The organism is Paracoccus sp. NSM, from assembly GCF_052379855.1.
Classification (GTDB): Bacteria; Pseudomonadota; Alphaproteobacteria; order Rhodobacterales; family Rhodobacteraceae; genus Paracoccus.
The window spans coordinates 180,549-206,384 of the sequence record NZ_JBQTCG010000003.1 but is presented as its reverse complement, the minus strand read 5'-3'; the positions used below and the strand labels follow the sequence as shown (position 1 = coordinate 206,384).

General features: G+C 66.1%; 28 protein-coding genes. 13 read left to right on the top strand and 15 right to left on the bottom strand.

From position 1 onward, the window contains the following. The 7 genes from ugpE to ACTZWU_RS06925 form a co-directional block, all read right to left on the bottom strand. On the bottom strand, positions 1 to 849 hold the full coding sequence (gene ugpE / locus ACTZWU_RS06955) for a sn-glycerol-3-phosphate ABC transporter permease UgpE (RefSeq protein ID WP_444736634.1): 849 nt from the start codon (positions 847 to 849) through the stop codon (positions 1 to 3). Further along, the gene (gene ugpA, locus ACTZWU_RS06950; protein ID WP_444736633.1) at positions 849 to 1,727 is read right to left on the bottom strand and encodes a sn-glycerol-3-phosphate ABC transporter permease UgpA; all 879 of its coding nucleotides are present in this window, start codon (positions 1,725 to 1,727) and stop codon (positions 849 to 851) included. Before ugpA ends, ugpE begins: the two co-directional genes overlap by 1 nt. An 88-nt stretch (positions 1,728 to 1,815) precedes the next feature. Continuing rightward, complete coding sequence (gene ugpB, locus ACTZWU_RS06945) at positions 1,816 to 3,135, bottom strand: sn-glycerol-3-phosphate ABC transporter substrate-binding protein UgpB (protein WP_444736632.1); 1,320 nt, start codon at positions 3,133 to 3,135, stop codon at positions 1,816 to 1,818. Positions 3,136 to 3,403: 268 nt separating this feature from the next. Continuing rightward, complete coding sequence (locus ACTZWU_RS06940) at positions 3,404 to 3,976, bottom strand: fasciclin domain-containing protein (protein ID WP_444736631.1); 573 nt, start codon at positions 3,974 to 3,976, stop codon at positions 3,404 to 3,406. 193 nt (positions 3,977 to 4,169) lie between these two features. Continuing rightward, positions 4,170 to 4,733 (bottom strand): fasciclin domain-containing protein, encoded by a 564-nt coding sequence (locus ACTZWU_RS06935; protein ID WP_444736630.1) that lies wholly within the window; start codon positions 4,731 to 4,733, stop codon positions 4,170 to 4,172. A gap of 94 nt (positions 4,734 to 4,827) precedes the next feature. Further along, entirely contained in the window at positions 4,828 to 5,547 is a 720-nt protein-coding gene (locus ACTZWU_RS06930) for an anti-sigma factor (RefSeq protein ID WP_444736629.1), read from the bottom strand. Then, positions 5,544 to 6,098 carry a sigma-70 family RNA polymerase sigma factor gene (locus tag ACTZWU_RS06925; protein WP_444736628.1) on the bottom strand — a complete coding sequence of 185 codons (555 nt, stop codon included), beginning with the start codon at positions 6,096 to 6,098 and terminating at the stop codon, positions 5,544 to 5,546. The genes ACTZWU_RS06930 and ACTZWU_RS06925 overlap by 4 nt, the downstream gene beginning before the upstream one ends. A 130-nt stretch (positions 6,099 to 6,228) precedes the next feature. On the opposite strand from ACTZWU_RS06925, the gene cobS reads away from it, so the two are divergent. Genes cobS through cobT form a run of 3 tightly spaced genes read left to right on the top strand, consistent with a single transcriptional unit; the run spans position 6,229 to position 9,728 of the window. Then, positions 6,229 to 7,200 (top strand): cobaltochelatase subunit CobS, encoded by a 972-nt coding sequence (gene cobS, locus ACTZWU_RS06920; protein WP_444736627.1) that lies wholly within the window; start codon positions 6,229 to 6,231, stop codon positions 7,198 to 7,200. Further along, entirely contained in the window at positions 7,200 to 7,808 is a 609-nt protein-coding gene (locus ACTZWU_RS06915) for a hypothetical protein (protein ID WP_444736626.1), read from the top strand. The genes cobS and ACTZWU_RS06915 overlap by 1 nt, the downstream gene beginning before the upstream one ends. A 51-nt stretch (positions 7,809 to 7,859) precedes the next feature. Beyond that, positions 7,860 to 9,728 (top strand): cobaltochelatase subunit CobT, encoded by a 1,869-nt coding sequence (cobT, locus tag ACTZWU_RS06910; protein ID WP_444736625.1) that lies wholly within the window; start codon positions 7,860 to 7,862, stop codon positions 9,726 to 9,728. A gap of 15 nt (positions 9,729 to 9,743) precedes the next feature. On the opposite strand, the gene ACTZWU_RS06905 is transcribed toward cobT, so the two are convergent. Next, positions 9,744 to 11,168 (bottom strand): methyl-accepting chemotaxis protein, encoded by a 1,425-nt coding sequence (locus ACTZWU_RS06905; RefSeq protein ID WP_444736624.1) that lies wholly within the window; start codon positions 11,166 to 11,168, stop codon positions 9,744 to 9,746. Positions 11,169 to 11,369: 201 nt separating this feature from the next. On the opposite strand from ACTZWU_RS06905, the gene ACTZWU_RS06900 reads away from it, so the two are divergent. The 6 genes from ACTZWU_RS06900 to ACTZWU_RS06875 all read left to right on the top strand — a co-directional run bounded on the left by ACTZWU_RS06900 (position 11,370) and on the right by ACTZWU_RS06875 (position 17,877). Continuing rightward, positions 11,370 to 11,660 (top strand): hypothetical protein, encoded by a 291-nt coding sequence (locus ACTZWU_RS06900; protein ID WP_444736623.1) that lies wholly within the window; start codon positions 11,370 to 11,372, stop codon positions 11,658 to 11,660. 255 nt (positions 11,661 to 11,915) lie between these two features. Beyond that, positions 11,916 to 12,626 carry a glycoside hydrolase family 25 protein gene (locus ACTZWU_RS06895; protein ID WP_444736622.1) on the top strand — a complete coding sequence of 237 codons (711 nt, stop codon included), beginning with the start codon at positions 11,916 to 11,918 and terminating at the stop codon, positions 12,624 to 12,626. Then, entirely contained in the window at positions 12,599 to 13,264 is a 666-nt protein-coding gene (locus ACTZWU_RS06890) for a CPBP family intramembrane glutamic endopeptidase (protein ID WP_444736621.1), read from the top strand. The genes ACTZWU_RS06895 and ACTZWU_RS06890 overlap by 28 nt, the downstream gene beginning before the upstream one ends. A 73-nt stretch (positions 13,265 to 13,337) precedes the next feature. Then, complete coding sequence (aspS, locus tag ACTZWU_RS06885) at positions 13,338 to 15,113, top strand: aspartate--tRNA ligase (RefSeq protein ID WP_444736620.1); 1,776 nt, start codon at positions 13,338 to 13,340, stop codon at positions 15,111 to 15,113. Between the two features lie 119 nt (positions 15,114 to 15,232). Continuing rightward, complete coding sequence (locus ACTZWU_RS06880; protein ID WP_444736619.1) at positions 15,233 to 16,984, top strand: AMP-binding protein; 1,752 nt, start codon at positions 15,233 to 15,235, stop codon at positions 16,982 to 16,984. Next, on the top strand, positions 16,978 to 17,877 hold the full coding sequence (locus ACTZWU_RS06875) for a bile acid:sodium symporter family protein (protein WP_444736618.1): 900 nt from the start codon (positions 16,978 to 16,980) through the stop codon (positions 17,875 to 17,877). The genes ACTZWU_RS06880 and ACTZWU_RS06875 overlap by 7 nt, the downstream gene beginning before the upstream one ends. A 3-nt stretch (positions 17,878 to 17,880) precedes the next feature. Here the strand turns inward: ACTZWU_RS06875 and ACTZWU_RS06870 are convergent, their stop codons facing one another. Beyond that, positions 17,881 to 18,615 (bottom strand): response regulator, encoded by a 735-nt coding sequence (locus ACTZWU_RS06870; protein ID WP_444736617.1) that lies wholly within the window; start codon positions 18,613 to 18,615, stop codon positions 17,881 to 17,883. Positions 18,616 to 18,741: 126 nt separating this feature from the next. Between ACTZWU_RS06870 and mce the strand changes: the two genes are divergently transcribed. Continuing rightward, a complete protein-coding gene (gene mce, locus ACTZWU_RS06865) occupies positions 18,742 to 19,146 on the top strand; it encodes a methylmalonyl-CoA epimerase (protein WP_444736616.1) in 405 nt (134 codons plus the stop codon). After that, a complete protein-coding gene (locus ACTZWU_RS06860) occupies positions 19,146 to 19,415 on the top strand; it encodes a DUF1467 family protein (RefSeq protein ID WP_444736615.1) in 270 nt (89 codons plus the stop codon). The genes mce and ACTZWU_RS06860 overlap by 1 nt, the downstream gene beginning before the upstream one ends. On the opposite strand, the gene ACTZWU_RS06855 is transcribed toward ACTZWU_RS06860, so the two are convergent. From ACTZWU_RS06855 to ACTZWU_RS06845, 3 genes are read right to left on the bottom strand one after another with little or no spacing between them, the layout of a single operon-like run. Then, a complete protein-coding gene (locus tag ACTZWU_RS06855; protein ID WP_444736614.1) occupies positions 19,372 to 20,091 on the bottom strand; it encodes an EI24 domain-containing protein in 720 nt (239 codons plus the stop codon). The genes ACTZWU_RS06860 and ACTZWU_RS06855 overlap by 44 nt on opposite strands. Then, positions 20,088 to 20,660: a nitroreductase family protein gene (locus tag ACTZWU_RS06850; protein WP_444736613.1), complete on the bottom strand. Its 573-nt coding sequence runs from the start codon at positions 20,658 to 20,660 to the stop codon at positions 20,088 to 20,090. The genes ACTZWU_RS06855 and ACTZWU_RS06850 overlap by 4 nt, the downstream gene beginning before the upstream one ends. A 21-nt stretch (positions 20,661 to 20,681) precedes the next feature. Then, entirely contained in the window at positions 20,682 to 20,927 is a 246-nt protein-coding gene (locus ACTZWU_RS06845) for a hypothetical protein (protein ID WP_444736612.1), read from the bottom strand. Between the two features lie 144 nt (positions 20,928 to 21,071). Between ACTZWU_RS06845 and ACTZWU_RS06840 the strand changes: the two genes are divergently transcribed. Both ACTZWU_RS06840 and ACTZWU_RS06835 read left to right on the top strand, forming a co-directional pair. Next, positions 21,072 to 21,839: a M48 family metallopeptidase gene (locus ACTZWU_RS06840; RefSeq protein WP_444736611.1), complete on the top strand. Its 768-nt coding sequence runs from the start codon at positions 21,072 to 21,074 to the stop codon at positions 21,837 to 21,839. 267 nt (positions 21,840 to 22,106) lie between these two features. After that, positions 22,107 to 22,466 (top strand): hypothetical protein, encoded by a 360-nt coding sequence (locus ACTZWU_RS06835; protein WP_444736610.1) that lies wholly within the window; start codon positions 22,107 to 22,109, stop codon positions 22,464 to 22,466. Positions 22,467 to 22,483: 17 nt separating this feature from the next. Here ACTZWU_RS06835 and ilvN read toward each other — a convergent pair whose 3' ends face one another. The 3 genes from ilvN to ACTZWU_RS06820 all read right to left on the bottom strand — a co-directional run bounded on the left by ilvN (position 22,484) and on the right by ACTZWU_RS06820 (position 25,818). Beyond that, positions 22,484 to 23,044: an acetolactate synthase small subunit gene (ilvN, locus tag ACTZWU_RS06830; RefSeq protein ID WP_444736609.1), complete on the bottom strand. Its 561-nt coding sequence runs from the start codon at positions 23,042 to 23,044 to the stop codon at positions 22,484 to 22,486. A 25-nt stretch (positions 23,045 to 23,069) separates the two neighbouring features. Next, positions 23,070 to 24,824, bottom strand: coding sequence for an acetolactate synthase 3 large subunit (locus ACTZWU_RS06825; RefSeq protein WP_444736608.1), 1,755 nt, complete (start codon positions 24,822 to 24,824; stop codon positions 23,070 to 23,072). Positions 24,825 to 24,978: 154 nt separating this feature from the next. Continuing rightward, positions 24,979 to 25,818 carry an arginyltransferase gene (locus tag ACTZWU_RS06820; protein WP_444736607.1) on the bottom strand — a complete coding sequence of 280 codons (840 nt, stop codon included), beginning with the start codon at positions 25,816 to 25,818 and terminating at the stop codon, positions 24,979 to 24,981. Between the last annotated feature and the right edge of the window lie 18 nt (positions 25,819 to 25,836).

The following is a 25,836-nucleotide window of genomic DNA, read 5'->3' as shown; positions in this document are numbered from 1 at the left end:
TTATTTCTCCGTCTCGACAAGGCCTTTGACGAACAGGCGCTGCATGAAGATCACCACCAGAACGGGCGGGATCATCGCCAGCATGGCTGTCGCCATGACAAGATGCCATTGCGGCAGACCGTCCACGGCGTCAGCCATGCGCCGGATGCCAGCAACGATTGTGTAATAGTCGGCGCTGGTCGTGATCAGCAGCGGCCAGAGATACTGGTTCCAGCCATAGATGAACAGGATCACGAAAAGCGCCGCGATATTGGTGCGCGACAGCGGCAGAAGGATGTCGCGGAAGAACTTCATCGGGCCCGCGCCGTCGATGCGGGCGGCCTCGGTCAGCTCGTCCGGGATGGTCAGGAAGACCTGCCGGAACAGGAACGTGGCCGTGGCGCTGGCGATCAGGGGGATCGTCAGGCCCGCATAGCTGTTCAGCATCCCCAGATCGGCCACGACCTGGAAGGTCGGAACGATCCGCACCTCGACCGGCAGCATCAGCGTCACGAAGATGCACCAGAAGGCCAGCCCCCGGAAGGGAAAGCGGAAATAGACGATGGCAAAGGCCGACAGGACCGAGATCACGATCTTTCCGACCGCGATGCACATGGCCATGATGAGGCTGTTCAGCATCATGTGGCCGACCGCAGGCGTGCCGCTGGTCGACAGGCCGCTGTCCAGCATGCGGCTGTAATTCTCGACCAGATGCGGGCCGGGCCACATCGGGATCGTGCCCGACATGAAGGCCGTCGGCCCGTGGGTCGAGGCGACGAAGGCCACCCAGACCGGCAGGGCGACGACGCAGACGCCGAAGATCAGCAGAAGATGGGCGGCCAGGTGAAGGCCGGGGCGGTTCTCGATCATCAATAGGCCACCTTCTTCTCGATGAAGCGGAACTGGATCACGGTCAGCACCGTCACGATCAGCATGAGGAATACGGATTGCGCCGCCGACGAGCCCATGTTCTGGCCCACGAAGCCGTCGAAATAGACCTTGTAGACCAGGATGTTCGTGGCTTGGGCGGGGCCGCCGCGCGTCGTGGTGTCGATCACGGCGAAGGTGTCGAACATGGCGTAGACGATGTTGACGACCAGCAGGAAGAAGGTCGTGGGCGACAGCAGCGGAAAGGTGATGTCGAAGAAGCGCCGCACCGGGCCCGCGCCGTCGATGGCGGCGGCTTCGCGCAGGCTGTTCGGGATCGCCTGAAGCCCGGCCAGGAAGAACAGGAAGTTGTAGCTGATCTGCTTCCATGCGCTGGCGATGACCACCAGCGTCATCGCGTCGCCCGGATTGCTGATATGGTTCCAGTCATAGCCCAGCTGGCCCAGCACATAGGGCATGATCCCCACGGTCGGGTTGAAGATGAACCACCACAGGATGCCCGCCACCGCAGGCGCCACCGCATAGGGCCAGACCAGAGCCGTCGTGTAGACGCGCCCCGACCGCAGCATCCGGTCCACCGCCACCGCCAGAAGCAGCGCGAAACCCATCGACAGCAACGTGACCGAGATGGCAAAGACCGCCGTGACCTGCAAAGAGTTCAGGTATTCCGGGCTGTTCAGCAGGCGCTCGAAATTCTCGAAGCCGACGAATGTCGTGCGGATGCCGAAAGCGTCCTGGCGCAGGAAGCTCTGCCGGATGGCCTGGGCGGCTGGCCACAGGAAGAAGATGAATGTGATCACCAGCTGCGGAGCCAGCAGAAGCCAGGGCAGAAGCTGGCTGTTGAATATCGTGCGCTTCATCCGGGTGACGGGCCTTCATGCGGATCGGGGAAAAGTGCCAAGAGGGGCCGCGCGGTGACGCGCGGCCCCTGCAATCATCCGGGGCAGGTTACTGGTTCTGCGCCTGGAATTGTTCGATCAGGTCGTTGCCGCGGGCGACGACCGAATCCAGCGCGCCCTGGGCGTCCTTGGAACCGGCCAGCATCTGCTCGAACTCTTCGTCGATGATGCCGCGGATCTGGACATAGTTCCCGAAACGCAGACCCTTCGAATTCTCGGTCGGCTCGTTCAGGGTGATCTGCTGGATCGAGGTTTCCGCGCCGGGGTTGTTGGCGTAGAAGCCGCGCTCGGTGGACAGGTCATAGGCGGCCTGGGTGATCGGCAGATAGCCGGTCGGCTCGGCCCAGTCGGCCTGCACCTCGGGCTGGGTCAGATAGTCGAAGAACGCGGCGACGGCCTTGTATTCCTCGTCCGATTTGCCCGACAGCACCCACAGCGTGGCGCCCCCGATGATCGAGTTCTGCGGCGCGCCCTCGATATCGTCGTAATAGGGCAGCATGCCAAAGCCCAGATCAAAGCCTTCCGTGTTGGCGATCACGCCCGCGCGGGCGGCCGAGCTGGCCATGTAGATCGCGCATTCCTGCGCGTAGAACGCCGGGGGTGCGTTGTCGCCGCCCACCGGGCCGCCATAGCGGAACAGGCCCTCGTCGGCCCATTGCTTCAGGTTGCCCCAGTGGCGCACCTGCGCCTCGCCGTTCAGGGTCAGGCGCGAATCCAGACCGGCAAAGCCGTTCTCGCCGGTGCCGATGGGCTGGTTGTGCCAGGCGCTGAAGTTCTCGGTCTGGATCCAGCTGATCCACTGGCTGGTGAAGCCGCAGGGCGCCGCGCCGGATTCCATGATCTGGCGGCTCATCTGCTCCAGCTCTTGCCAGGTCCGGGGGGGCTGTTCGGGGTCAAGGCCGGCGGCCTCGAACACGGTCTTGTTGTAATAGAGGATCGGGGTCGAGCTGTTGAACGGCATCGACAGCATGTTGCCGTTCGTGTCGGTGTAGTAGCCCACGACCTGCGGCAGGAAGATCGACGGGTCGAAACCGTCGCCGTGCTCTTCCATCAGTTGATAGACGGGAACGATCGCGCCCTCGGCGGCCATCATCGTGCCGGTGCCGACCTCGAAGACCTGCACGATGGCGGGCTGCTGGTTCGCGCGGAACGCGGCGATCGCGGCAGTCATCGTCTCGGGATAGGTGCCCTTGTAGGACGCCATCACCCGAAATTCGTCCTGGCTGTCGTTGAAGTTCTGCGCGACCTGCTCGAGTTTAGCGCCAAGCTCGCCGCCCATGGCGTGCCACCATTCAACGGTGGTCTGGGCCTGAGCGGCACCAAACGAGGCGATCAGCGCAATCGCGGATGCTGTGCTGTAACGGATCATGTTCCCTCATTCCTCCCCTTTGGGGTTGCGTGACGCGCCCCGCCTATCGGCGTGCTGTGACGGTCCCGCAAAGCCAATGTAACAGTCATGTAAAATTCAGACTATACGGTCAATATTATTCGTTCATGCGCGCGTGTTTTCCTCACGTGAGCGTTTTCTGTGAATGCGAACAAAATCGTCCGCCAAAACGCAAAAAGGCCCGCATCCGTAGGGGATGCGGGCCTGATTTGCCGCCCCTCGGGCGGGGGCGGTCAGGGACAGGGGCGCGTTACGAGGCGGGCAGCAGCACCGCGTCGATGACGTGGATGACGCCGTTCGACTGGTCCACATCGGCGATGGTTACGGTGGCGGCATTGCCGTTCTCGTCGGTGATCTGGACCGAGCCGTCCTCGGCGACCGAGGCGGTCAGCGTGCACCCGCCCACGGTTTCCAGCGCGGCCTCGCCGCCGCCGGCCTCGATCAGTTCGGCCACCTGGGCCGCGTGAACGTCACCGGCGACGACATGGCAGGTCAGGATGGTCTGAAGCTGTTCCAGGTTCTCGGGCTGCAGCAGCGTCTCGACCGTGCCGTCGGGCAGCGCCTCAAAAGCGGCGTTGACGGGGGCAAAGACCGTGAACGGGCCTTCACCGGCCAGCGTGTCCACAAGGCCCGCGGCCTGAACGGCGGCGACCAGCGTGGTGTGGTCGGCCGAGTTCACGGCGTTCTCGACGATGTTGCGCTCGGCAAGCATCTCGGCGCCGCCGACCATCGGATTGGCGTGATTGTCAGCCATGGCCGGCAGGGCCACCATCATGCTGGTTGCAAGGATCGAAGCACCGAGGGTCTTGAAGCGGATGGTCATGATATCCTCCAGTTATGGTGGCGGGCGATCCCTTCGCCCGATGCCCTTATCCACGAGGGCGACGCACCGAAGTTGCCGCGTGGCGATCACACCGTTCTGACATCGGCGTGATCGCCATGGTGCCGTGATGCGGCATGAAAAGACCCGCCCGGGCGCGGCGCCGGGCGGGTCTGGTGTCGGCGGGCAGGCGGCCTTACGAGGCGGGCAGCAGCACCGTGTCAATCACGTGGATGACGCCGTTGGCCTGATCCACATCGGGGATGTTCACCACCGCCGTGGTGCCATTCTCGTCCGAGATCAGCAGCGCGTTGTCACGCTCGCGGATCGAGGCGGTCAGCGTGCAGCCGCCCACCGTCTGCAACTCGGCGCTGCCACCGCCCTGCATGATCATGCGGCCGACAGCGGGCGAGAACGCCTCGGTCGGGACGACGTGGCAGGTCAGGATCGTCTGCAGCGTGGCCAGGTTCTCGGGCTTCAGCAGGTCCTCGACCGTGCCCGCAGGCAGTTTCGCAAAGGCCGCGTTGGTCGGCGCGAAGACGGTGAAGGGGCCTGCACCGGTCAGCGTCTCGGCCAGACCGGCGGCCTGCACGGCGGCGACCAGCGTGGTGTGATCGGCCGAGTTCACGGCATTCTCGACGATGTTGCGGTTGGGAAACATCTCGGCGCCGCCGACGATGCGGTTCTGCGCGATGGCGGGCACGGCCAGCGCGATGCTGGCGGCAAACAGGGCACCGAGTTTCAGGGTCGCTTTACGCATTTGGTTTTCCTCCGTTGGCGGGGTGCGCTTTGCACCCTCTGCCTCCATCCACGGAGCGGGCGCGGCCAAGTTGCCCGCGCCCCGGTTCAGTTCATCACGATGACGTGAGCGGCGCGATGGCGACGACCGGCCCGGTCGCCTGCCCGGTGGGCGAGCCGCCCTCGGGTTCGTTGGACAGCGCGATGCGGATTGCGTCGGACGGGTCCAGACCCTCGGGCAGGGTCATGCGCAGATTGCCCTCTCGCGGGACGAGGCCGATCGAGATGGGGGCCGACCCGTCGGGTTCGATCCACCAGATCTCGTAATCCCGGCCCGCTGCGGGGGGACCGGCTTCCAACGCGATCTCCATCTCGCGGCCATCGACCAGTGCAGCAACGCGCAGCGCCTGATCCTCGGATATCAGTTCGGCGCGATAGTCGGGCGCGGCGGGGGCGGGCGCCTCGCGGCCCGGCAGGCCCGGCAGGACCAGGACCGCGGCCAGGACGGCCACGGCCAGCAGGCCGCCCAGAACCGCCCAGGGGCCGCGCCACCAGCCGCTGGGCGCGGCGGGGTCCTCGGCCAGCGGCGCGGCGATATGTCCCAGCCTTTCGCGGATGCCCTGACGGGCGCGGGCGGGGGCCATGACCGGGGTCAGGTTCTCGGCCATCGCGGCCAGCCGCTCCTGCCAGTCGCGCACAAGCTGGGCAAAGGCCGGATCGGTGGACAGGCGCGCCACGGCGGCCTCGGCTTCGGGGCCGGAGAGCAGCCCAAGCGCCAGCTCGGCGGCCAGCGCCTGATCCTGTTCGTCGGGCGTGAGGGGAAGATCCTCGGTCATTGGCTCACACAATCCTTCAGGCGCAGCAGGCTGCGGCGCAGCCAGCTTCGCACGGTATTGATGGGCATCCCCTCGCGTTCGGCCAGATCGGCATAGGTGACGCCTTCAAGATAGACGGCCCGCACGGCATGGGCCTGCGGCGCGGCCAGCTGGGCCAGACATTCGTCCAGCATCCGCCGTTCCTGCGCGCGAATGGTTGCATGTTCCGGGCTGGGCGCGTCGCAGGGCATGGTCTCGGCCGCCTCGGCGGGGGCGGTGGCGGGGCGCGAACTGCGCGCGCGCAGCCGGTCGATCGAACGGTTGCGCGCGATCGTGATCAGCCAGGTCATCGGCGACAATCCGTTCGAGGCATAGCGCGCGGCGTTCTGCCAGATGCGGATATAGACCTCCTGCAGCGTTTCCTCGGCCTCGGGGCGGTCTTTCAGGACCGACAGGCAGATGGCGTGAAGCTTGGCCGAGGTCGCCTCGTAAAGCCGGTCGAAGGCCTCGCGGTCCCCAAGGGCCACGCGGGCGATCATCTGCTCCAGTTCGGTGCGGCGAACGTCTGTCACGGGCTGTCCGTCCTGTTGTGGAAAGTGGCGCCACCTTATGAAAGGGGGCATGGCGCGTCAACGCGGCCTCCTTGCGCCTTCGGCGGGAATGCGCGATCAATGCGCCGACATGCAGGAAAGGGCCGGACCGATGCTGGACATGAACGCCAAACCCACCGAAGAGATCGACCTGCGCGAAGTGTTCGGTCTGGACAGCGACATGAAGGTCAAGGGCTTCGCTGACCGGACCGAGCGCGTCCCCGAGATCGACAGCACCTACAAGTTCGACCCCGACACCACGATGGCGATCCTGGCGGGCTTTGCCTATAACCGCCGCGTGATGATCCAGGGCTATCACGGCACGGGCAAATCGACGCATATCGAACAGGTGGCCGCGCGGCTGAACTGGCCCTGCGTGCGGGTGAACCTGGACAGCCATGTCAGCCGGATCGACCTGATCGGCAAGGACGCGATCAAGCTGGTCGATGGCAAGCAGGTGACGGTGTTCCACGAAGGCATCCTGCCCTGGGCGCTGCGCAACCCCACCGCCATCGTGTTCGACGAATACGATGCGGGCCGCGCCGACGTGATGTTCGTGATCCAGCGCGTGCTGGAGGCCGACGGCAAGCTGACCCTGCTGGACCAGAACGAGGTCATCACCCCGAACCCCTATTTCCGCCTGTTCGCCACCGCCAACACCGTTGGTCTGGGCGACACGACCGGCCTTTATCACGGCACGCAGCAGATCAACCAAGGCCAGATGGACCGCTGGTCGCTGGTCGCCACGCTGAACTACCTGTCCCACGATGCCGAGGCCGCGATCGTTCTGGCCAAGGTGCCGCAATACAACAACGAGAAGGGCCGCAAGACCATCGGCCAGATGGTGACGCTGGCCGACCTGACGCGCACCGCCTTCATGCAGGGCGACCTGTCCACGGTCATGTCGCCTCGCACGGTCATCGCCTGGGCGCAGAACGCGCGCATCTTCAACAATGTCGGCTATGCCTTCCGGCTGACCTTCCTGAACAAGTGCGACGAGCTGGAGCGTCAGACCGTGGCCGAGTTCTATCAGCGCCTGTTCGACGAAGAGCTGCCCGAAAGCGCGGCCGCCAAGGCACAGTGATGCGCGCGGCGCTGGCGTTTTCGCTGATGGCCGGGCCGGCCTTGGCCCAGCTTGGCGCGGACGAGGCGGCGATCCTGCCGCGCATCCTGTCGGCGGTCACGGTCGAGATCTCGGATGCCCATATCGGCGAGGAACGCGCCATCCTTCTGGCCGACGAGGCCGAGGGGCTGGCCGATCTGGTCATCCTTGCGGGCCATCCCGACGAAGCGGCAGGCCAGCCTGTCGTCGTGGTGCGCGGTCTGGTCTGGGCCGGGCAGATGGCGGGGCAGGGGCCCTTCCTCGATGTCGCGCCGAATGGCAGCCTGCGGGTTCACGCCCAGCAGACCGCCGTCGGTCGCCATGCCTGGGAAGAAACGCTGACCCTTGCCGAACGCGACGGTCAGGTTCTGGTGGCGGGCTATACCTTGTCCAGCTGGGACCGCATCACCGCCGCCACCGGGCGCTGCGACTGGAACCTTCTGTCCGGGCGGTGGGAGTCGGCTTCGGGTGCGCCTGATGCCGATGACGTGACCCTGACGGGCCGCGAGGCGTTGCGCCTGACGCCCGCCGAATGGGCCGCGCGGGGCGGTGCGGCGCCCGATTTCTGCCGCTTTGAGGGTGGCGACTAGGCGCAGCCGCGCCCCCTTGCCTGCGGGCGCCCGTGGTGGTCTATCTTGGTCATGATGAAATCCGACAATCCCGCCGACCCGTTCAAGAAGGCCCTGACCGAGGCCACGCGCGCCCTGTCGGGCGAGGGCGAGCTGAACGTGACCTTCAGCGCCGACCCGGCCGGGGTGACGGGCGACACGATGCGTCTGCCTCTGGTCAGCCGCCGGATGTCGCGCGACGAGGTTCTGCTGGCGCGCGGCACCGCCGATGCGCTGGCGATGCGGATGCGCCATCACGACGCCGCGACCCATGCGCGCTATGCCCCCGCAGGCCCCATGGCGCGAGAGATCTACGAGGCGCTGGAAACCGCCCGTTGCGAGGCATTGGGCGCCCGCGACATGCCCGGCGCGCTGTCCAATATCGACGTGCGGATCGGCGCGGATGCCGACAAGAAGGGCTATGCGCAGATCAAGTCGCCCGCCGACGCGCCCCTGTCGGTGGCGGCGGGTTATGTGCTGCGTCAGGCGGCGACGGGCCGCGCCCTGCCGCCCGGCGCACAGCATGTGGCCGATCTGTGGCGCCCCTTCATCGAGGAACAGGCAGGCGGTGCGCTGGCCGATGTGGACGCGGCGCTGGCCGATCAATCCACCTTTGCGCGCCTGGCCCGGCGGATCATCAGCGATCTGGGCTATGGCGACCAGTTGGGCGAGGACCCGGACGAACCTCAGGAAGACGACGGCGACGATTCCTCGGAAGAGGAAGAGGAATCCGGCGACAACCAGTCGCGCGAGCAGGATGACAGCGACGAGGCCGAGGCCAGCCCCGAACGCAGCCAGGAACAGACCCAGGACGAGCGGCAGGCCCAGGTCAGCATGGACGATGCCTCGGACGAGGAGATGGGCGACGAGGCCGAGATGCCCGAGGCCGAGACCCCGCCCGACCTGCCGCCTCCGGTCAGCGAGGCCAGCGCCGATTACAAGGTCTTTGCCCAGACCTGGGACGAGGAGATCCGCGCCGAGGATCTGGCCGACCCGGCCGAGCTGGAACGCCTGCGCGCCTATCTGGACAAGCAGCTTGACCCGCTGCGTGGCGCTGTCTCGCGGCTGGCCAACAAGCTGCAGCGCCGCCTTCAGGCCCAGCAGAACCGCAGCTGGGAATTCGACAAGGAAGAAGGCGTGCTGGATGCGGGCCGTCTGGCGCGCGTGGTGGCGAACCCGACGACGCCCCTGTCCTTCAAGGTCGAGAAGGACACCGAGTTCCGCGATACGGTCGTCACGTTGCTGATCGACAACTCGGGCTCGATGCGCGGGCGCCCGATCAGCATCGCCGCGATCTGCGCCGACGTTCTGGCCCGCACGCTGGAACGCTGCAGCGTCAAGGTCGAGATCCTGGGCTTCACCACCCGCGCCTGGAAGGGCGGGCAATCGCGCGAGGCGTGGCTGGCCAATGGCCGCCCCGCCCAGCCCGGTCGCCTGAACGATCTGCGCCACATCATCTACAAGCCCGCCGATGCGCCCTGGCGGCGGGTGCGCCCCAATCTGGGCCTGATGATGAAAGAGGGGCTGCTGAAGGAAAACATCGACGGCGAGGCGCTGGAATGGGCGCATAAACGCCTGCTGAAGCGCCCCGAGGCGCGCAAGATCCTGATGGTCATATCCGACGGCGCCCCGGTCGATGACAGCACCCTGTCGGTGAACCCCGCGAACTTTCTGGAACGCCACCTGCGCGACGTGATCGCGATGGTGGAAAAGAAGCGCGCGGTGGAATTGCTGGCCATCGGCATCGGCCATGACGTGACACGCTATTACCAGCGCGCGGTCACGATCACCGATGCCGAGCAACTGGCCGGAGCCATCACCGAGCAGCTGGCCGCCCTGTTCGACAGCGACCCGCGCAAGCGGGCGCGGGTGCTGGGCATGGGGTCGCAGCGCCGCCTCTGACGCGCCCTCCTGCGATCAGAACGCATAGGCCAGACGCAGCCCGCCCCAATGGCGGCCATGAACGAAGATCGGCGCCGAGACGTCCTTCATCATGGCGAACTGCCCGCCGCCCATGTCGCGGCGATAGACCTGCATCAGGAAGGGCGCGGTGGAACGCCCGGCCCCCAGCCCCACGCGATCGTCAAAGATGCGGCGGTTGCGGCAATTGGCCATGTTCCAGACCGGATCGCGCCCCTGCGGCTGGGAAAAGCGGCGGTTATGCGTGGGCAGATAACCGTTGCGATCCACCGCCGCGCAGAACACCGCGCCGGGATTGGCGGCCAGCGCCTCTTCCTGGATGGGGGGGAACAGGCGGTCGGTCACGGGCGTGAAGGCCGCCATGACCTGCGCCGGGTTTGTGCCGGGAATGGGCTGGTAACGTGTGTCGAAAAGCGCCTCGGCCGAGATCTCGCCCCGCTCGACCGCCGCTTCCAGCGCCTGCGACAGGGCGCGGGCGCGGCGCTGCACATCGTCGATCTGGCGCGCGTCGTCGGTCCGCCCGCCAAGCGCATAGGCCGTCTGGATCAACCCCTCGCTTTGCGAAATCAGCCCGCCGACACGGCCCCGCGCCTCGTCCACCGTGCCGGTCTGATGCCGGACCGAGGCCCCGAGCGCGTCGAAGACCGGCCCGAAGGCGTCGACCTCATGGCGCATCCGGCCCGCGCTGTCGCGCATCTCGTGCAGATGGGTGCCGATGATGCCGCTGGATTGCGACACGACGCCAAGGGCGGTTTCCGCCTCGCGCGTCTGGGTCAGGCTGGCCCCGGCCTGTTCCGAGGTCTGGGCCGCCTCGGCCTGAAGGTCGCGCAGCATCACGCCAAGCGACTGGATCGTTTCGGTCACGTCGCGCGCGGCGCTTTCGGTCTGGCCCGACAGGTTCGTCACGGCCTCGGCGATGATGCCGAAGCCGCTGCCGGCGGACCCGGCGCGCACGGCCTCGATCCGGGCGTTGATGGCGAGGATGTTCACCTCGCGTGCGATGCGCAGGATCTCTTGGTTGGATCTGCGGGCTGCGGCCATGGCCTGGTCGATCTGGGCCAGCCGCGAGGCGAAGGTGGCGACCCAGGCGATCACGTCCTGGCTGCTGCCCATCGCTGTCCGCAATTGCCCCGAGGCCCGTTCCAGCGTGCCCGACAGCGATTCGAAATCGCCGCCCAGACGATCGGACAGGTCGATCATCGACAGGCCCGCGGCAGAAAGCCGCCCCGACGCCTGGCTGACCGTTTCCAGCCGCGCGGCCTGATCCTTGGCCGCCTCCAGGACCGAATCGAGGAACCCGGTCACGTCCACGATATCGTGCCCCAGGCGGGTGGCGGCATCTGCAATGGCGTCCAGTTGCCCGTCAGTGTCCGGCATCGCCCCCGGCTGAAATGCGGCTTCGTCAGTCGTCTGTTCAAGCATGATGGCCCACCCTCTGTTCAACCAGAAGGATGTGGCAATATCCGTGCCAGTGTCTACCGGACCTCTCCATTTGCATCGAACGGCTGCCGAATGGAGGGCGCCGCCGGGCACCCCAAGCCGCGCCCCTTGTCGCGGAGGCGGGGGGAACCCCGGCCTTTGCCGCCGCGTTGGCCAGATAACAGAGCGAATTGCGAGCATGACATGTCCCATAACCACGAACCCCCCAAAGCGGCCTCGCGCCACAAGCCCGCGCTGATCGCGATTGCGGTGGCGTTGCTGGCCGCGCTGATCGCCTTCATGGTGTTCCGGCCCGGCGTCGTCGATGACGGCGGCGACGGCATCGCCAACACCGCGCCCCCCGCCAGCGTGCCCACGACCGAAGCCGCCGGCCGCGAGGAAGAGACCGCGCCCCCGGTCACATCCGACGCCCTGACGCCCGAGCCCGCCACGACGGGCGCGCCCATGGACGACCCGGCCACCCCCAGCCCGTAAGGCGCGGGGTACCGGACCTTGTGACATCCTGACGGTTTCGTGACCGCCTTCGCGCGGTGACTTTGCCCTCGGCCTCTGAGATAAACGCAACAAACGTGCGGCAAGCACGGACAGGCGATGATCTCGGACAAGAGGGAACGGGGCAGGATGAAACATCTGGTCAGGCTGCTGCTTGGAGTGCTGATTGTGTCGGTAGCGGTGGCATGTTCCCGAACCCCGCCACGAAGCAGCGCCCCGCAGATCGGACGCGGCGTCATGGAGACCTCGCCCGGACCGGGCGCGAACCCCGCGCTTGGCGATCGCGCCCCCCATCCCTGGAGCGGCGGCTCGCCCTACGTGCATCAGGTCCACGGCATCGACGTGTCGCGCTGGCAGGGCGACATCGACTGGATGCGGGTGCGCAATGCGGGCATCAGCTTCGCCTTCATCAAGGCGACCGAAGGAGGCGATCATGTCGACCCCAATTTCCGCCGCTATTGGGCGCAATCTGCTCAGGCCCGCATTCCGCGGGGGGGCTATCACTTCTACTTCTTCTGCCGCACCGGGGCCGAACAGGCGCGCTGGTTCATTCAGAACGTCCCGCGCGAGGCCGGATCGCTGCCGCCGGTGCTGGACCTTGAATGGACGAACTCGCGCAATTGCCCGCGCCGTCCCCCGGCCAGCGAGATCCACCGCGAGGCGAACATCTTCATGGATATCGTCGGGCGGCATTACGGGCAGCGGCCGATCATCTACACCACCGTAGATTTCTACCGCGAGAACGACATGGGGCGCATGAATGCCGAATTCTGGCTGCGCTCGGTCGCCAATCACCCCAGCGTGACCTATCCCGGGCAGCGCTGGACCTTCTGGCAATATACCGGCACTGGCATCGTCCCCGGCATCCAGGGGGACACTGACATCAACGCCTTTGCCGGCTCGGCTCAGGACTGGGCAAGATGGTTGCAGAGACGCATGGTCAGGTAAGACAGGCACATCGCTGGCTGATGGTGGAATTCGCGGCGCTCTATATCGGGGCGCCGCTTGTCATTGCGCTGGTGCTGCCGCCGGGGCAGTTGTTCACAGCCTTGGCGCTGCTGACCGTCGCTGGCATGGCGCTGCTGTGGCGCACGGGCGGCTTTGAATGGCGGGCGCTGGTGCGCGGCTGGCGGCGGATGCCCTGGCTGGAACTGGCGGGGATCAGCGCGGCCACGCTGGCGGCGGGCTGGATCATCCTGTCGCTGATGCGCCCCGAGGCCCTGTGGTTCCTGCCCCGCAACCGGCCCGACTTCCTTATTGTGCTGTTCCTGCTCTATCCGCTTCTGTCGGCGCTGCCGCAGGAACTGGTCTTTCGCCCGCTGTTCTTTCACCGCTACGGGGCAATCCTGCCGAACGGGCAGGGGGCCATCGCGCTGAATGCTGGGATCTTCGCCTTCGCGCATCTGATGTACTGGTCCTGGATCGTGGCGGCGATGACCTTCATCGGGGGCTGGATCTTCGCGCGCGCCTATCTGCGCCACGGCTTTCCGGCGGCCTTCGTGCTGCATGCCGTGGCGGGAAACCTGCTGTTCGCGATAGGGATGGGTGTCTATTTCTACACCGGCAATGTCACGCGCCCGTTCTGAGCGCCGCGACAATGGTTGACTTCCCGCGCGTCCCGCGTTTTCTGCGGGGGCTGGAAACACGGGGACCAAGATCATGCACGCCTATCGCAGCCATACCTGCGGCGACCTCAAAGCCGCCCATGCCGGGGAAACCGTCCGCCTGTCGGGCTGGGTCCACCGGGTGCGCGACCACGGGGGCGTGCTGTTCGTCGATCTGCGCGACCATTACGGCATGACGCAGGTGCTGGCCGACAGCGACAGCCCGGCCTTTGCCGCGATGGACAAGCTGCGCGCCGAAACGGTGATCCGCATCGACGGCCGCGTGAAGCTGCGCGACGCTTCGCTGGTGAACCCCAAGCTGCCCACCGGCGAAATCGAGGTCTACGCGACCGAGATCGAGGTGCTGGGCCCCGCGGACGAGTTGCCCTTGCCGGTCTTTGGCGATCAGGACTACCCCGAAGAGACGCGGCTGGCCTATCGCTTCCTCGACCTGCGCCGCGAGAGCCTGCACAACAACATCATGCTGCGCTCCAAGGTCGTGCGCTCGATCCGGAACCGGATGTGGGACCAGGGCTTCACCGAGTTCCAGACGCCGATCATCACCGCCAGCAGCCCCGAAGGCGCGCGCGACTTCCTGGTGCCGTCGCGCCTGCATCCGGGCAAGTTCTACGCCCTGCCGCAGGCGCCCCAGCAGTTCAAGCAGCTGATCATGGTCGCGGGCTTCGACAAGTATTTCCAGATCGCCCCCTGCTTCCGCGACGAGGACCCGCGCGCCGACCGCAGCCCCACCGACTTCTATCAGCTGGACATGGAGATGTCCTTCGTCCGGCAAGAGGACGTCTTTGCCACCGTCCAGCCCGTGATCCAGGGCCTGTTCGAGGAATTCGGCGGCGGTCGCCGGGTCGATGCCGACTGGCCGCTGATCCCCTATGCGGAATCGCTTCTGAAATACGGCACCGACAAGCCGGACCTCAGGAACCCGATCGAGATGCAGATCGTCAGCGACCATTTCCGCGGCTCGGGCTTCGCGATCTTCGCCAAGCTCTTGGAGCAGGAAGGCACCGAGGTCCGCGCCATCCCCGCCCCCACCGGCGGGTCGCGCAAGTTCGCGGACCGGATGAACGCCTTTGCGCAATCGCAGGGCCTGCCGGGCATGGGCTACATCTTCTGGCGCAAGGCCGAGGACGGCTCGACCGAGGCCGCCGGTCCCATCGCCAAGGCTCTGGGTGCTGAGAAGACAGAGGCGATCCGCGTGCAGCTGGGTCTGGCCGAGGGCGACGCGGCCTTCTTCCTTGGCGGCAAGCCCGAAGCCTTCGAGGCCGTCGCAGGCCGCGCCCGTACCGAGATCGGCCGCGAGCTGGGGCTGATCGACGAAAACCAGTTCAAATTCGCCTGGATCGTCGATTTCCCGATGTATGAAAAGACCGACGACGGCAAGATCGACTTCAGCCACAACCCCTTCAGCATGCCTCAGGGCGGGATGGAGGCGCTTTCGGGCGATCCGCTCAAGGTGCTGGGTTATCAATACGATCTGGCCTGCAACGGCTACGAGCTGATCTCGGGTGCGATCCGCAACCACAAGCCCGAGATCATGTTCAAGGCCTTTGAACTGGCGGGCTATCCGGCCTCCGAGGTCGAAAAGCGCTTTGGCGGCATGGTCAAGGCGTTCCGCTATGGCGCGCCTCCGCATGGCGGCTGCGCGGCGGGGATCGACCGGATCGTGATGCTGCTGGCGGATGAGCAGAACATCCGCGAGGTCATCATGTTCCCCATGAACCAGCGCGCCGAGGATCTGATGATGGGCGCCCCCAGTGAGCCCACGAACGAACAGCTGCGCGACCTGCGCCTGCGCGTCCTGCCGCGCGAGTGACCCAACGGCAGGGCGCATTCCGTAGCGTCCGCGCCCTGCCAAACCGCTTTTCGCACAAGGATATTGTCGCGTAACATTCCTCCGGGGACGGAGAACAAGAACAGTCCCGGGGAGGAAGCATGAACGACGACGCATCGCCGCCACGTCCGTGGCTGGCGTCCTACGGCACATCCATTCCACACGACCTGCCCGCGCCGCGTTATCGCAGCCTCGCGGATCTGGCCGACCAGACCTGCCGCAAGAACGCGGGCCGGACGGCCTTTACCTGCGTCGTGCCGAACGGGATGAACGGCAGCCTGTCCTATGCGAGGCTGGCCGAGATGTCGGACGCCTTCGCGGCCTTTCTGCGCGTTGATTGCGGTTTGCAGCCGGGCGACCGGGTGGCGGTGCAATTGCCCAACGGGCTGGCCTATCCGATCGCGGCTTTCGGCACGTTCAAGGCGGGCTGCGTTCTGGTGAACACGAACCCGCTCTATACCGCGCCCGAGATGATCCACCAGTTCCGCGACAGCGGCGCCAAGGTGCTGGTCATCGTGGACATGTTCGCCGACAAGCTGGCCGAGGTGATCCCGCAGACCGATATCGGCACCGTGGTTCTGGCGGGCGTGTCCGAGCTGTTCCCGACCCTGCCGAACATGATCGTGCGGGGCGTGCAGAAATACTGGAACCGCGTCCTGCCGCCCGTGCCCGACCTGCCCGCCCGCACGCTGCGGCTGCGCGCGGCGCTGAGCGCGGGCCGCGCGCACAAGGTCGCGGTCGCGGATTACTGGCAGGGCACGGGCCGCGACGATCTGGCGCTGCTGCAATATACCGGCGGCACGACCGGGGTGGCCAAGGGCGCGATGCTGACGCATGGCAATATCCTTGCCAATCTGGATCAGGTCCATGCTGTCTCGGGCGGGGTGATGACGCGCGAGGATTGTGTGCTGACGGCGCTGCCGCTTTACCACATCTTCGCCTTCACCGCGAACCTGATGACCTTTTTCGAACTGGGCGCGCGCAACATCCTGATCCCCTCGCCGCGTCCGGTGCAGAACCTCCAGCGCGCGATCGAGAACTACCCTGTGACCTGGATCACGGGGGTGAACACGCTCTTCAACGGCCTCATGAACGAGGAATGGTTCGCCGCCTATCCGCCGCGTCGGCTGCGCGCGGCCATCGCGGGCGGCACGGCGCTGCATCAGGCGGTGGCGCGGCGCTGGCAGACGATGACCGGCACGCCGCTGGCCGAAGGCTACGGCCTGACCGAGACCGCGCCGCTGGTCAGCTTCAACCCGCTGGACGAGCGCGCGCGCCCCGGTAGCATCGGCTTGCCGGTGCCGGGCTGCGATGTCGTGCTGATGGCCGATGACGGCCAACTGGCCCTGCAGGGCCAGCCGGGCGAACTGGCGGTGCGCGGCCCGCAGGTCATGCGCGGCTACTGGCAGCGCGATGACGAGACAGCCAAGGCAATGCGCGATGGCTGGCTCTTGACCGGCGACGTCGCGGTGATGGACGAGGGCGGCTTCCTGCGGATCGTGGACCGCAAGAAGGATCTGGTGCTGGTCTCGGGCTTCAACGTCTATCCCAACGAGATCGAGGACGTGCTGTCCCTGATGGAGGGGGTGCTTGAATCCGCCGTCGTCGCCATCCCCGACGCCAGGACGGGCGAGGCCGTGCGCGCCTATATCGTTCGCAATCCCGACCACCCGGCCGAGCTGACCGAGGCCGAGATCACCGCGCATTGCCGCAGCCATCTGACCGATTACAAGCGGCCCCGTTCGATCATCTTCCGCGACGAACTGCCAAAATCGCCCATCGGCAAGATCCTCCGCAAGGACCTCAAGGCCGAGATCGCCCGTGAATTCGCCGGAAAGGGTGCGCCATGCTGACGGAAACCGAAACGACGCTGCTCGGGATCATGATGATGGTCATCATGCTGGGCATGGGCTCTTCGATGACCTGGCGCGATTTCCTGATCGCGTTCCGCAAGCCCAAGGGCATTCTGGTCGGGCTGCTGTCGCAATACGTCATCATGCCGTTTCTGGGCTACGCGCTGGCGATGATCCTGGGCCTGCCTCCGGCGATGGCGGTGGGGCTGATCCTGATCGCCTGCATGCCGGGCGGCACGACCAGCAACATCTTCGCCTATTTCTCCAAGGGCGTGCTGGCGCTGTCGATCATGATGACCACCGTCTCGACGCTGGTCGCGGTGGTGACGGTGCCGCTGCTGCTGAGCTTCTATAGCGGTCTGGCCGGGGTGACGGGCGAATATGTCATCCCCGCGGGCAATATCGCGCAGGTTCTGGTGGTGCTGCTGGTGCCGACGGTGCTGGGCATGGTGCTGCGAAAGGTCAACGCCAATGCCGGTGCCACGATCGAGCTTCTGGGGTCTCTGCTGGGCGTGGTCGTCATCCTGTTCCTGATCGGGTCCTGGGTGCCGCGCAATTACGAGATGCTGCTGAACACGGGCCTGCCGGTCTATGTCGCGGCCATCGGGATCGGCCTGACGGGGATGTTGCTGGGCTACTGGATGGCGCGCGCCCTGCGGCAGGACAGCAACCGCGCCCGGACCATCAGCCTTGAGACGGGGATCCAGAACGGGCCGCTGGCGGCGCTGGTGATCACGCTGACCTTCACCGGCACGCAGCAGCAGGAGGTGCTGTTCATTCCAGTTCTCTACAGTCTGTTCATCGTCATCACCTCGTCCTTCGTGACAATGTGGTACCGCCGCAATGCCACGGCCGAGGCGCTGGCGCGGGACGCGGCCAAGATCCGGGTCTGAGCCCTACATTTCGGCTACGCGGGACAGGCGGTCATGGACCATCGTGCTGACCCGCGCGAGGTCGGCCGCCACCGCGTGGCCCGCCTCGTGATCGCGGGCCAGGGCATTGGCCGCCTGCTCCAGCGGCCCGTCATGGGCCGAGCGCGCGACGCCGGCCAGAAAGCGGGCGATATACTCGATCTCGGTCGTGTCGCTGGCCTGGGTCAGCACCTCGGCCACATGGGCCAGATCGTCACGCAGGCCAGACGGGTCGGGCTGGATCATGTCATCGGGCAAAAGCCGCAGTCCGGGTCCGGTCTGTTCGGGCGGCATGGCCGACAGGATCGCCTGCTGGAACCGCGCGAGGCTTTCGACGGGCTTGGGCAGGAACCCGTCCGCGCCGGCGGCAAGGGCCACGTCCTCGGCATCCGGGTCGCCCGAGATGCCCAGGATCACCGGCACGCGATGATCGGCGCGCGCCATCTGGCGGATCAGGTCGGCGCCGTCGCCGTCGGGCAGGCCCAGATCCACGATCACCACGGCGGGCCGATAGGTCTGAAGATGCCGCGCCGCCGAGGCCAGGCAATCCGCGCGGCGAATCCGCGCACCCGAGCGAAGGCAGAGCAGTCGCACCGCCTCGCTGGCGAAACGAGAATCCTCGACCACCAGGACCGTCAGGCCGGTCAAAGGCCGCTTCGGCAACGATAAACGCCACATGGGCAAGGGCTTTTCGACGGCGTGCTGCTGATGTGTCTGCATGGTTCGATCCCCTCAACGGCTTTCCATCAGTAAAGACCCGAATCGCTAATGCGCGGTTAACCGCACCCGGTTTTTCTTTCCCCCGCTCGTCGAAAGGCGTAGAACGCGCGCCAGACGGAGGGAAAGATGATCGGACGCCTGAATCACGTGGCCATCGCCGTGCCGGACCTTGCGGCATCTTCGGCACAATATCGCGACACGCTTGGCGCGGTCGTCCACCCCCCTCAGGACGAGCCCGATCACGGCGTCACGGTGGTCTTCATCGATCTGCCGAACACCAAGATCGAACTGGTCGCGCCGCTTGGCGACGACAGCCCCATCGCGGCCTTTCTGGAACGGAACCCCGCGGGCGGCATCCACCATATCTGTTACGAGGTCGCCGATATCCTGGCCGCGCGCGACCGGCTGAAGGCCGAGGGCGCCCGTGTCCTCGGCTCGGGCGAGCCGAAGATCGGCGCGCATGGCAAGCCGGTGCTGTTCCTGCATCCCAAGGATTTCAACGGCTGCCTGATCGAACTGGAGCAAGTCTGATGAGCCTGACCGGCGGAATCGTCCTTTACGCGTCCCTGTGGTTTCTGACCCTGTTCGTCGTCATGCCGATCGGCCAGCGCAGTCAGGCCGATGCGGGCGAAATCGTGCACGGCACCCATGCCGGCGCCCCGGCGGGCGTGCCCTGGCGGCGCAAGCTGATCTGGACGACGCTGATCACCTCGGCGACCTGGGCGGTGATCGCTTACATCATCTTTGGCGAGATCATCACCCGCTCGGATATCTCGCATCTGGATCAGCTGATCCGCTGACCTTGTGGTAAAGATGCGTGAACGCCGCCGCCGCCAGCAGAGGCAGCGCGATGTTCAGCAGCGGCACGGTCAGGCCCACCGCGACCAGCGCGCCGGTGATCAGGATCGCCCCCGCATGACGCTGGTGCAGGCGGCGCGCCTCAACCTCTGACAGGTGGCGGCGGGCCGCCATCTGGAAGAACTCGCGCCCCAGCAGCCAGCCATTCGCCATGTAGAACATGACCGGCGCCAGCGGGCCAATAAACGGCGTCAGCAGCAGCGCCACGATGCCGATGCCCAGCACCGCCGCCATGACCGCCAGCGATTCCAGCAGCGAATCCATGAAATCCAGCGACACGCCCTGTCGGTCGGGATAGTGCCGCCGCTCGACCTCGGCGGCGACATTCTCGGCGAAGAGGCCCGAGAACAGGGCCGCGACAGGCGCCATCAGGAAGATCCCCATCAACGGAAACAGCGCCAGCGAGCCCCAGGACAGGACCGGGCCGATCTGCACCTCGCCCAGCCAGGGCAGCGCGAGACCGCCCGGCACCATCAGCCGCAGCGCCCAGAAGATCGCCGCCTGAAGCCCGATGAACAGCCCGATCGTCAGCGCCATGCCCGCCAGAACAAGCCGCAGCGTCGCGGGCCGCAGCAGATCCGCCCAGCCAAGCGCAAGGGCATGCAGCGCGCGGATCATTCCAGCCAGCGCGTCTTGGCCTCGATATCCGGGCGGGGGCGGTCGGGCGGGGCGTCACCGCGGCTGCCGATATGGATCAGCCCGGCCACGCGTTCGCCGGGTTCAAGGCCCAAGTGGGCCGTCGCGAAATCCTGGTTCAGCGCGGCGAAACCGGTCAGCCAGCTTGCCCCCCAGCCCGAGGCCAGCGCCGCATTGACCAGCCCCAGACAGACCGCGCCCGCCGACAGGACCTGTTCCCATTCCGGCACTTTGGGGCTTTCGACGGGGCTGTGGATCACCCCCACGATCAGCGGCGATGACAGGGCCGAGGCCGCCTTGTCGGCAGTGGCCTCGTCCTGCCCGGCATCCAGAACCGCCCTGTGCAGGATCGGCGTCAGGCGGTCCAGTACGGGCCGCGTCAGGACCAGAAAGCGCCAGGGTTCCAGCTTGCCGTGATCGGGGGCGCGGGCGGCAAGGGTCAGCAGGCGCATCACCTCGTCCCGGTCTGGCGCGGGTTCGGCCAGAAGTTTGGGCGGATGCGAGCGTCTGGCGGCCAGAAAGGCCATGGCGGCGTCGTTGCGGTTCTGCATGATCGGTTCCTCTTGCAGGGCTCAGGCGGGGCGTTCCAGCCGGTAATTGCCCTCGGGCAGGTTCAGGGCGGCGCGCAATTCGGCCAGCTGATGCATGGTGAAGGTGATGCGGACCACCTCGTCGCCATCGTCGCTCATCTGTTCGATCACCACGCGGTCATCGAAATTCAGGATCACCACATCCTCGTTCAGGGGGCGGGTGTTCGGCTCGGCCTCGTCGATCAGCGTGATCACGGTGGCGTCGAAATCATGCTCGATGGTGAACATCGCTTCCTCCTGTCATGCAGGCCCGACAATCGCGTGATTGCGCGCCGGGCACAAGCGCCGGGGGTTTGCAGGGGCCGACCGCGCGGGATATGCTTGCACCAACAAGAATGACGGCAGGGTCGAGGCAGGTCGATGGGTCTCAGGTTGAACAGGTTTCCGGCGCTGATCCTCGCGGGGCTGCTTGGCCTTGGCGCCTGCGCGCCCATGCCGATGGATGCGCCCGCGCCGGGCGGGCCGGTTCTGGCGCCGGTGGCCACACGCGTGACGCTGCCCCCCGCGGCGACGGCGCATCAGGGCACGCCGGATGCGGCGGCTCGCACCTTCGTTCAGGTCATGCGCCGGATGGAGCCGACCGTGCGCGAGGAGTGCCTGCTGCGCCGGACGCGCCCGATCAGCTGCGACTTCACCTTTGTCGTCGATGACCGCCCTAACCAGGAACCGAACGCCTTTCAGACGGTGGACCGCAACGGCCGCCCGATCGTGGGCTTCACCCTGTCGCTGATCGCCCAGACCCGTAATGCCGACGAGATCGCCTTTGTCGTCGGTCACGAGGCCGCGCATCATATCCTGAACCATCTCGACCGTCGCTCGGGCGCGGCGTCGGCGGCGGCGGTGGTGCTGGGCACGCTGGCCTCGGCCTATGGCGGCGATGCCGGCGCGATCGAGCGCGCGCAGCAGATCGGCGCCAATGTCGGCTCGCGCTACTATTCGCGCGACTGGGAGCTGGAGGCCGATTACCTCGGCTCGATCATCGCGCTGAATGCGGGCTACAACCCGATCAACGGCGCCCGCCTGTTCGAGCGAATCCCCGATCCCGGCAACCATATCCTGGGCACGCATCCCTCGCGCGCGCAGCGGATCGCGCAGGTTTCGCGCGCCGTCGGTGATGTGGAATCGGGGCGCGTCCGCTAGGCGGGGCGTTCGGCCCCATCCGGCAGGAAAGCCGTATCATCCGAACCGACCGGCGCGGGTGCGTTACAGCCAAGGGCGCAATATGGCTGAAAAATGTGGTTGTGGCGCATCGGACGCAAGGCAACCGCAAGATGAAAAAAACTTCTTTCGTTGAAACAAAACCGCTGGCAAGTCGGCGGATTTCTGCTTTACTTCCCGTTAACTGCGATTGCTCGCAGAATTGAATTGACTTTGCACGTGCGGCGACTGCGGCAGGAAGGATAGCGGATGATCGGAGTCGTGGTCTGGGCGAATGCGTCGCGCGAGAAGGCGATCATCTGGTGCGAGGATCAGGCGACGCTCGCTTATCTTCAGGGGCGCACCAATCTTGTCGATGCCGAGGGACGCTGGCCCGAACCGGGCGATCTGGTCGAGCTTGAGACCCAGACCATCGGCAATCTGCGCCATGCGCTGGTCGTGTCGATGCTGTCGGAACAAAGCTGTCCGCAATTGCCGCGCCTGCTGGCCGAGGCACAGCCCGAGCAGCCAGAAGCCCGCTTGCGGGTGGTCAATCTGCGCGACGATCAGAGACAGGTCGTTTCTGCGGGCATGACCTTGCCCCGCATGAGGACAAGCGCGGCGGGCTGAACCCGCCGCCCTTTCTTTCAGACGCCGCGCGCCAGCGCCGCGACGCCGGTCCGCGCCAGATCGACCAGCCCCAGAGGCCGCATCAGATCCGCGAAGGCGTCCAGCTTGTTCGGCGTGCCGACCAGTTCGAACACAAAGCTCTCCAGCGTCGAATCGACCACGTTCGCCCGAAAGATCTCGGCGATGCGCAACGCTTCGACGCGCTTTTCTCCCTGACCACGCACCTTGAACAGGCCCAGTTCGCGTTCGACGGCAGGCCCCTCGACCGTCAGGTCATGAACCTCATGCACCGGCACGATCCGGCCAAGCTGCGCCTTGATCTGTTCGATCACGGCGGGCGTGCCGCGCGTCACCACGGTGATGCGCGAGCGGTGGCCCGCGTGATCGACCTCGGCCACGGTCAGGCTGTCGATGTTGTAGCCGCGCCCGGAAAACAGGCCGATCACGCGGGCCAGCACGCCCGGCTCGTTCTCGACCATGATGGCGAGGGTGTGGCTTTCCTCGATCTGGGCATTGGGGTCGCGCAGGTCATAGGCCGAATGGCTGGACATGCCCTTCTGGATGTTCAAAGCGTTCATGGTTCTGCTCTCTTTCCGGCGGGTCTCAGACCAGCACCGCGCCCTCGGATTCGATCACGCCCTGCGTTTCGGCCTCGCCCAGCAGCATCTCGTTATGCGGCTTGCCGGACGGGATCATCGGGAAGCAGTTCTCGTGCTTCTCGACCAGAACGTCGAGGATGAAGGGTCCGTCATAATCGATCATCTGCTGGATGGCGGCGTCCAGATCCTTGGGGTCGCGCACCTGCGCGCCCGCGCAGCCGAAAGCCTCGGCCAGCTTGACGAAATCGGGCAGGCTGTCCGACCAGGACTGGCTGTAGCGCTCGCCATGCAGCAATTGCTGCCACTGGCGGACCATGCCAAGGCGTTCGTTGTTCAGGATGAACTGCTTGACCGGCAGGCGGAACTGCACCGCCGTCCCCATTTCCTGCATGTTCATCAGCCAGCTGGCATCGCCCGCGACGTTGATGACCAGCGCGTCGGGATGGGCCATCTGCACGCCGATGGATGCCGGCAGGCCATAGCCCATCGTGCCAAGGCCGCCCGAGGTCATCCAGCGGTTCGGCCCCTCGAAGCCCAGATATTGCGCGGCCCACATCTGGTGCTGGCCGACCTCGGTCGTGACATAGCGGTCGTGGTTCTTGGTCAGCGCCTCAAGGCGTTCCAGCGCGTATTGCGGTTTGATGATCGTGTCGCTGTTGCGATAGAACAGGCACTTCTTCGCGCGCCATTCCTCGATCTGCGCCCACCAGCGCGCGAGCCCCTCGGAATTGACCTTGCGGCCGCGCGCCTTCCAGACCTTCAGCAGATCCTCGAGGACATGGCCGACATCGCCCACGATCGGCACGTCCACGCGGACGACCTTGTTGATCGAGGAGGGGTCGATGTCGATATGCGCCTTGACCGAGCCGGGGCTGAAATCGGCGATCCGGCCGGTGATGCGGTCGTCGAAGCGCGCACCGATATTGATCATCAGATCGCAACCATGCATCGCCAGATTCGCCTCATAGAGGCCGTGCATCCCCAGCATCCCCAGCCAGCCTTTGCCCGAGGCAGGGTAGGCGCCCAGCCCCATCAGGGTCGAGGTGACCGGAAAGCCCGTCGCGTCCGCCAGTTCGCGCAGCAACTGGCTGGCGCCGGGGCCGGAATTGATCACGCCGCCGCCGGTATAGAGGATCGGTCGCTCGGCTTGTTCGATCAGTTCGACCAGACGCGTGATCGCGCCCAGATCGCCCTTTTTGACCGGCTGATAGCGGCTTGCCTCGACCTGTTTCGGGCCGACGTAATTGCCGGTGGCGAATTGCACGTCCTTCGGGATGTCGATCAGCACCGGGCCGGGGCGGCCCGAGGTGGCGACATGAAAGGCCTTGTGGATCGTCTCGGACAGTTTGTCGGTGTCCTTGACCAGCCAGTTATGCTTGGTGCAGGGGCGGGTGATGCCGACGGTGTCGGCCTCCTGGAAGCCGTCGGTGCCGATCATGAAGGTCGGGACCTGGCCCGACAGGACGACCAGCGGGATCGAATCCAGCAGCGCGTCGGTCAGGCCGGTCACGGCATTGGTCGCCCCCGGACCCGAGGTCACCAGAACGACGCCCGGCTTGCCCGTGGCGCGGGCATAGCCCTCGGCCATGTGGACCGCGCCCTGTTCGTGGCGCACCAGCACATGGGTGATGTCGTTCTGCTGGAAAATCTCGTCATAGATGGGTAGCACGGCCCCGCCCGGATAGCCGAATACGGTATCGACGCCCTGATCGCGCAGCGCCTCGACCACCATTCTTGCACCCGTCATCGTTCGGGACATCTCTTGCTCCATCACAAATAATCTTGACGCGCCGGATCGGCCAAGGCCCTCCGGCGTCGGCGCAAACTATTGTCGGCCCAAGGCAGGGTCAATGGGGTTGGGTGGAGAAAGTGACGCAGGCGGGCAGAAAATTGAAATAATATTTCGCAGCTTGTCACCGGTCGAATTGCGGCAGGGCGATCCGGGCCACCTGTTCGACGATGGGATCGACCGACAGGGGATGTGCCTCGTCGCCGTGATCCTGCGGGTTTCCGATATCCTGCCATGCGCCGTTCTTGTAGATTTCCAGCGCGCCGAACCGGGCCTTGTAATCCATCTTGCGGCTGCCCGGCACCCAATAGCCCAGATAGACATAGGGCAGACCCGCGGCGCGCGCGATCTCGATATGGTCGAGGATCACATGCGTTCCCAGGCTCGTATGCCGCAGTTGCGGATCGTAGAAGCTGTAGACAAGGCTCAGCCCGTCATCCAGCACGTCCGTCAGGCAGACCGCCGCCAGATGATCGTCGCCCGGCGCGACCGAGGGCAGGGCCGAACCCGCGCAGCGATACTCGATCACCCGCGTCTTGACGGGCGTCTCCTCGATCATCGCGGCGAATTCGAAGATGTCCATGTCGGCCATGCCGCCATCGGCGTGGCGGCTGTCCAGATAGCGGCGGAACAGGTCGAACTGCTCTTCGGTCGCCCAAGCGCTGGTGGCCAGGCGCCGCAAGGCCGCGTTGCGCTGCGCCACCCGGCGCTGTGTGCGCGAGGGTTGAAAATCCGCGACGCGGATGCGGGCCGACATGCAGGCCACGCAGGTCTCGCAGCTGGGGCGGTAGAGGACGTTCTGCGACCGCCGAAAGCCCTGCCGCGACAGGGCGTTGTTCAGTTCGGCCGCGTTCTCGCCCTGCAGGGCGGTGAACAGCTTCCGTTCCGCGCGGCCATGCAGATAGGGGCAGGGCTGCGGCGCGGTGACGTAGAATTGTGGCGCATGGGGCAGGGTATGGCGCATCACGCCCCCTCTCTGGGG

What these genes read in the sequence shown, in the direction of transcription:
- ugpE (WP_444736634.1), bottom strand. Translation starts at nt 849, where the DNA reads ATGATCGAGAACCGCCCCGGCCTTCACCTGGCCGCCCATCTTCTGCTG.
- ugpA (WP_444736633.1), bottom strand. Translation starts at nt 1,727, where the DNA reads ATGAAGCGCACGATATTCAACAGCCAGCTTCTGCCCTGGCTTCTGCTG.
- ugpB (WP_444736632.1), bottom strand. Translation starts at nt 3,135, where the DNA reads ATGATCCGTTACAGCACAGCATCCGCGATTGCGCTGATCGCCTCGTTT.
- ACTZWU_RS06940 (WP_444736631.1), bottom strand. Translation starts at nt 3,976, where the DNA reads ATGACCATCCGCTTCAAGACCCTCGGTGCTTCGATCCTTGCAACCAGC.
- ACTZWU_RS06935 (WP_444736630.1), bottom strand. Translation starts at nt 4,733, where the DNA reads ATGCGTAAAGCGACCCTGAAACTCGGTGCCCTGTTTGCCGCCAGCATC.
- ACTZWU_RS06930 (WP_444736629.1), bottom strand. Translation starts at nt 5,547, where the DNA reads ATGACCGAGGATCTTCCCCTCACGCCCGACGAACAGGATCAGGCGCTG.
- cobS (WP_444736627.1), top strand. Translation starts at nt 6,229, where the DNA reads ATGCTGGACATGAACGCCAAACCCACCGAAGAGATCGACCTGCGCGAA.
- ACTZWU_RS06915 (WP_444736626.1), top strand. Translation starts at nt 7,200, where the DNA reads ATGCGCGCGGCGCTGGCGTTTTCGCTGATGGCCGGGCCGGCCTTGGCC.
- cobT (WP_444736625.1), top strand. Translation starts at nt 7,860, where the DNA reads ATGATGAAATCCGACAATCCCGCCGACCCGTTCAAGAAGGCCCTGACC.
- ACTZWU_RS06905 (WP_444736624.1), bottom strand. Translation starts at nt 11,168, where the DNA reads ATGCTTGAACAGACGACTGACGAAGCCGCATTTCAGCCGGGGGCGATG.
- ACTZWU_RS06900 (WP_444736623.1), top strand. Translation starts at nt 11,370, where the DNA reads ATGTCCCATAACCACGAACCCCCCAAAGCGGCCTCGCGCCACAAGCCC.
- ACTZWU_RS06895 (WP_444736622.1), top strand. Translation starts at nt 11,916, where the DNA reads ATGGAGACCTCGCCCGGACCGGGCGCGAACCCCGCGCTTGGCGATCGC.
- ACTZWU_RS06890 (WP_444736621.1), top strand. Translation starts at nt 12,599, where the DNA reads ATGGTTGCAGAGACGCATGGTCAGGTAAGACAGGCACATCGCTGGCTG.
- aspS (WP_444736620.1), top strand. Translation starts at nt 13,338, where the DNA reads ATGCACGCCTATCGCAGCCATACCTGCGGCGACCTCAAAGCCGCCCAT.
- ACTZWU_RS06880 (WP_444736619.1), top strand. Translation starts at nt 15,233, where the DNA reads ATGAACGACGACGCATCGCCGCCACGTCCGTGGCTGGCGTCCTACGGC.
- ACTZWU_RS06875 (WP_444736618.1), top strand. Translation starts at nt 16,978, where the DNA reads ATGCTGACGGAAACCGAAACGACGCTGCTCGGGATCATGATGATGGTC.
- ACTZWU_RS06870 (WP_444736617.1), bottom strand. Translation starts at nt 18,615, where the DNA reads ATGCAGACACATCAGCAGCACGCCGTCGAAAAGCCCTTGCCCATGTGG.
- mce (WP_444736616.1), top strand. Translation starts at nt 18,742, where the DNA reads ATGATCGGACGCCTGAATCACGTGGCCATCGCCGTGCCGGACCTTGCG.
- ACTZWU_RS06860 (WP_444736615.1), top strand. Translation starts at nt 19,146, where the DNA reads ATGAGCCTGACCGGCGGAATCGTCCTTTACGCGTCCCTGTGGTTTCTG.
- ACTZWU_RS06855 (WP_444736614.1), bottom strand. Translation starts at nt 20,091, where the DNA reads ATGATCCGCGCGCTGCATGCCCTTGCGCTTGGCTGGGCGGATCTGCTG.
- ACTZWU_RS06850 (WP_444736613.1), bottom strand. Translation starts at nt 20,660, where the DNA reads ATGCAGAACCGCAACGACGCCGCCATGGCCTTTCTGGCCGCCAGACGC.
- ACTZWU_RS06845 (WP_444736612.1), bottom strand. Translation starts at nt 20,927, where the DNA reads ATGTTCACCATCGAGCATGATTTCGACGCCACCGTGATCACGCTGATC.
- ACTZWU_RS06835 (WP_444736610.1), top strand. Translation starts at nt 22,107, where the DNA reads ATGATCGGAGTCGTGGTCTGGGCGAATGCGTCGCGCGAGAAGGCGATC.
- ilvN (WP_444736609.1), bottom strand. Translation starts at nt 23,044, where the DNA reads ATGAACGCTTTGAACATCCAGAAGGGCATGTCCAGCCATTCGGCCTAT.
- ACTZWU_RS06825 (WP_444736608.1), bottom strand. Translation starts at nt 24,824, where the DNA reads ATGTCCCGAACGATGACGGGTGCAAGAATGGTGGTCGAGGCGCTGCGC.
- ACTZWU_RS06820 (WP_444736607.1), bottom strand. Translation starts at nt 25,818, where the DNA reads ATGCGCCATACCCTGCCCCATGCGCCACAATTCTACGTCACCGCGCCG.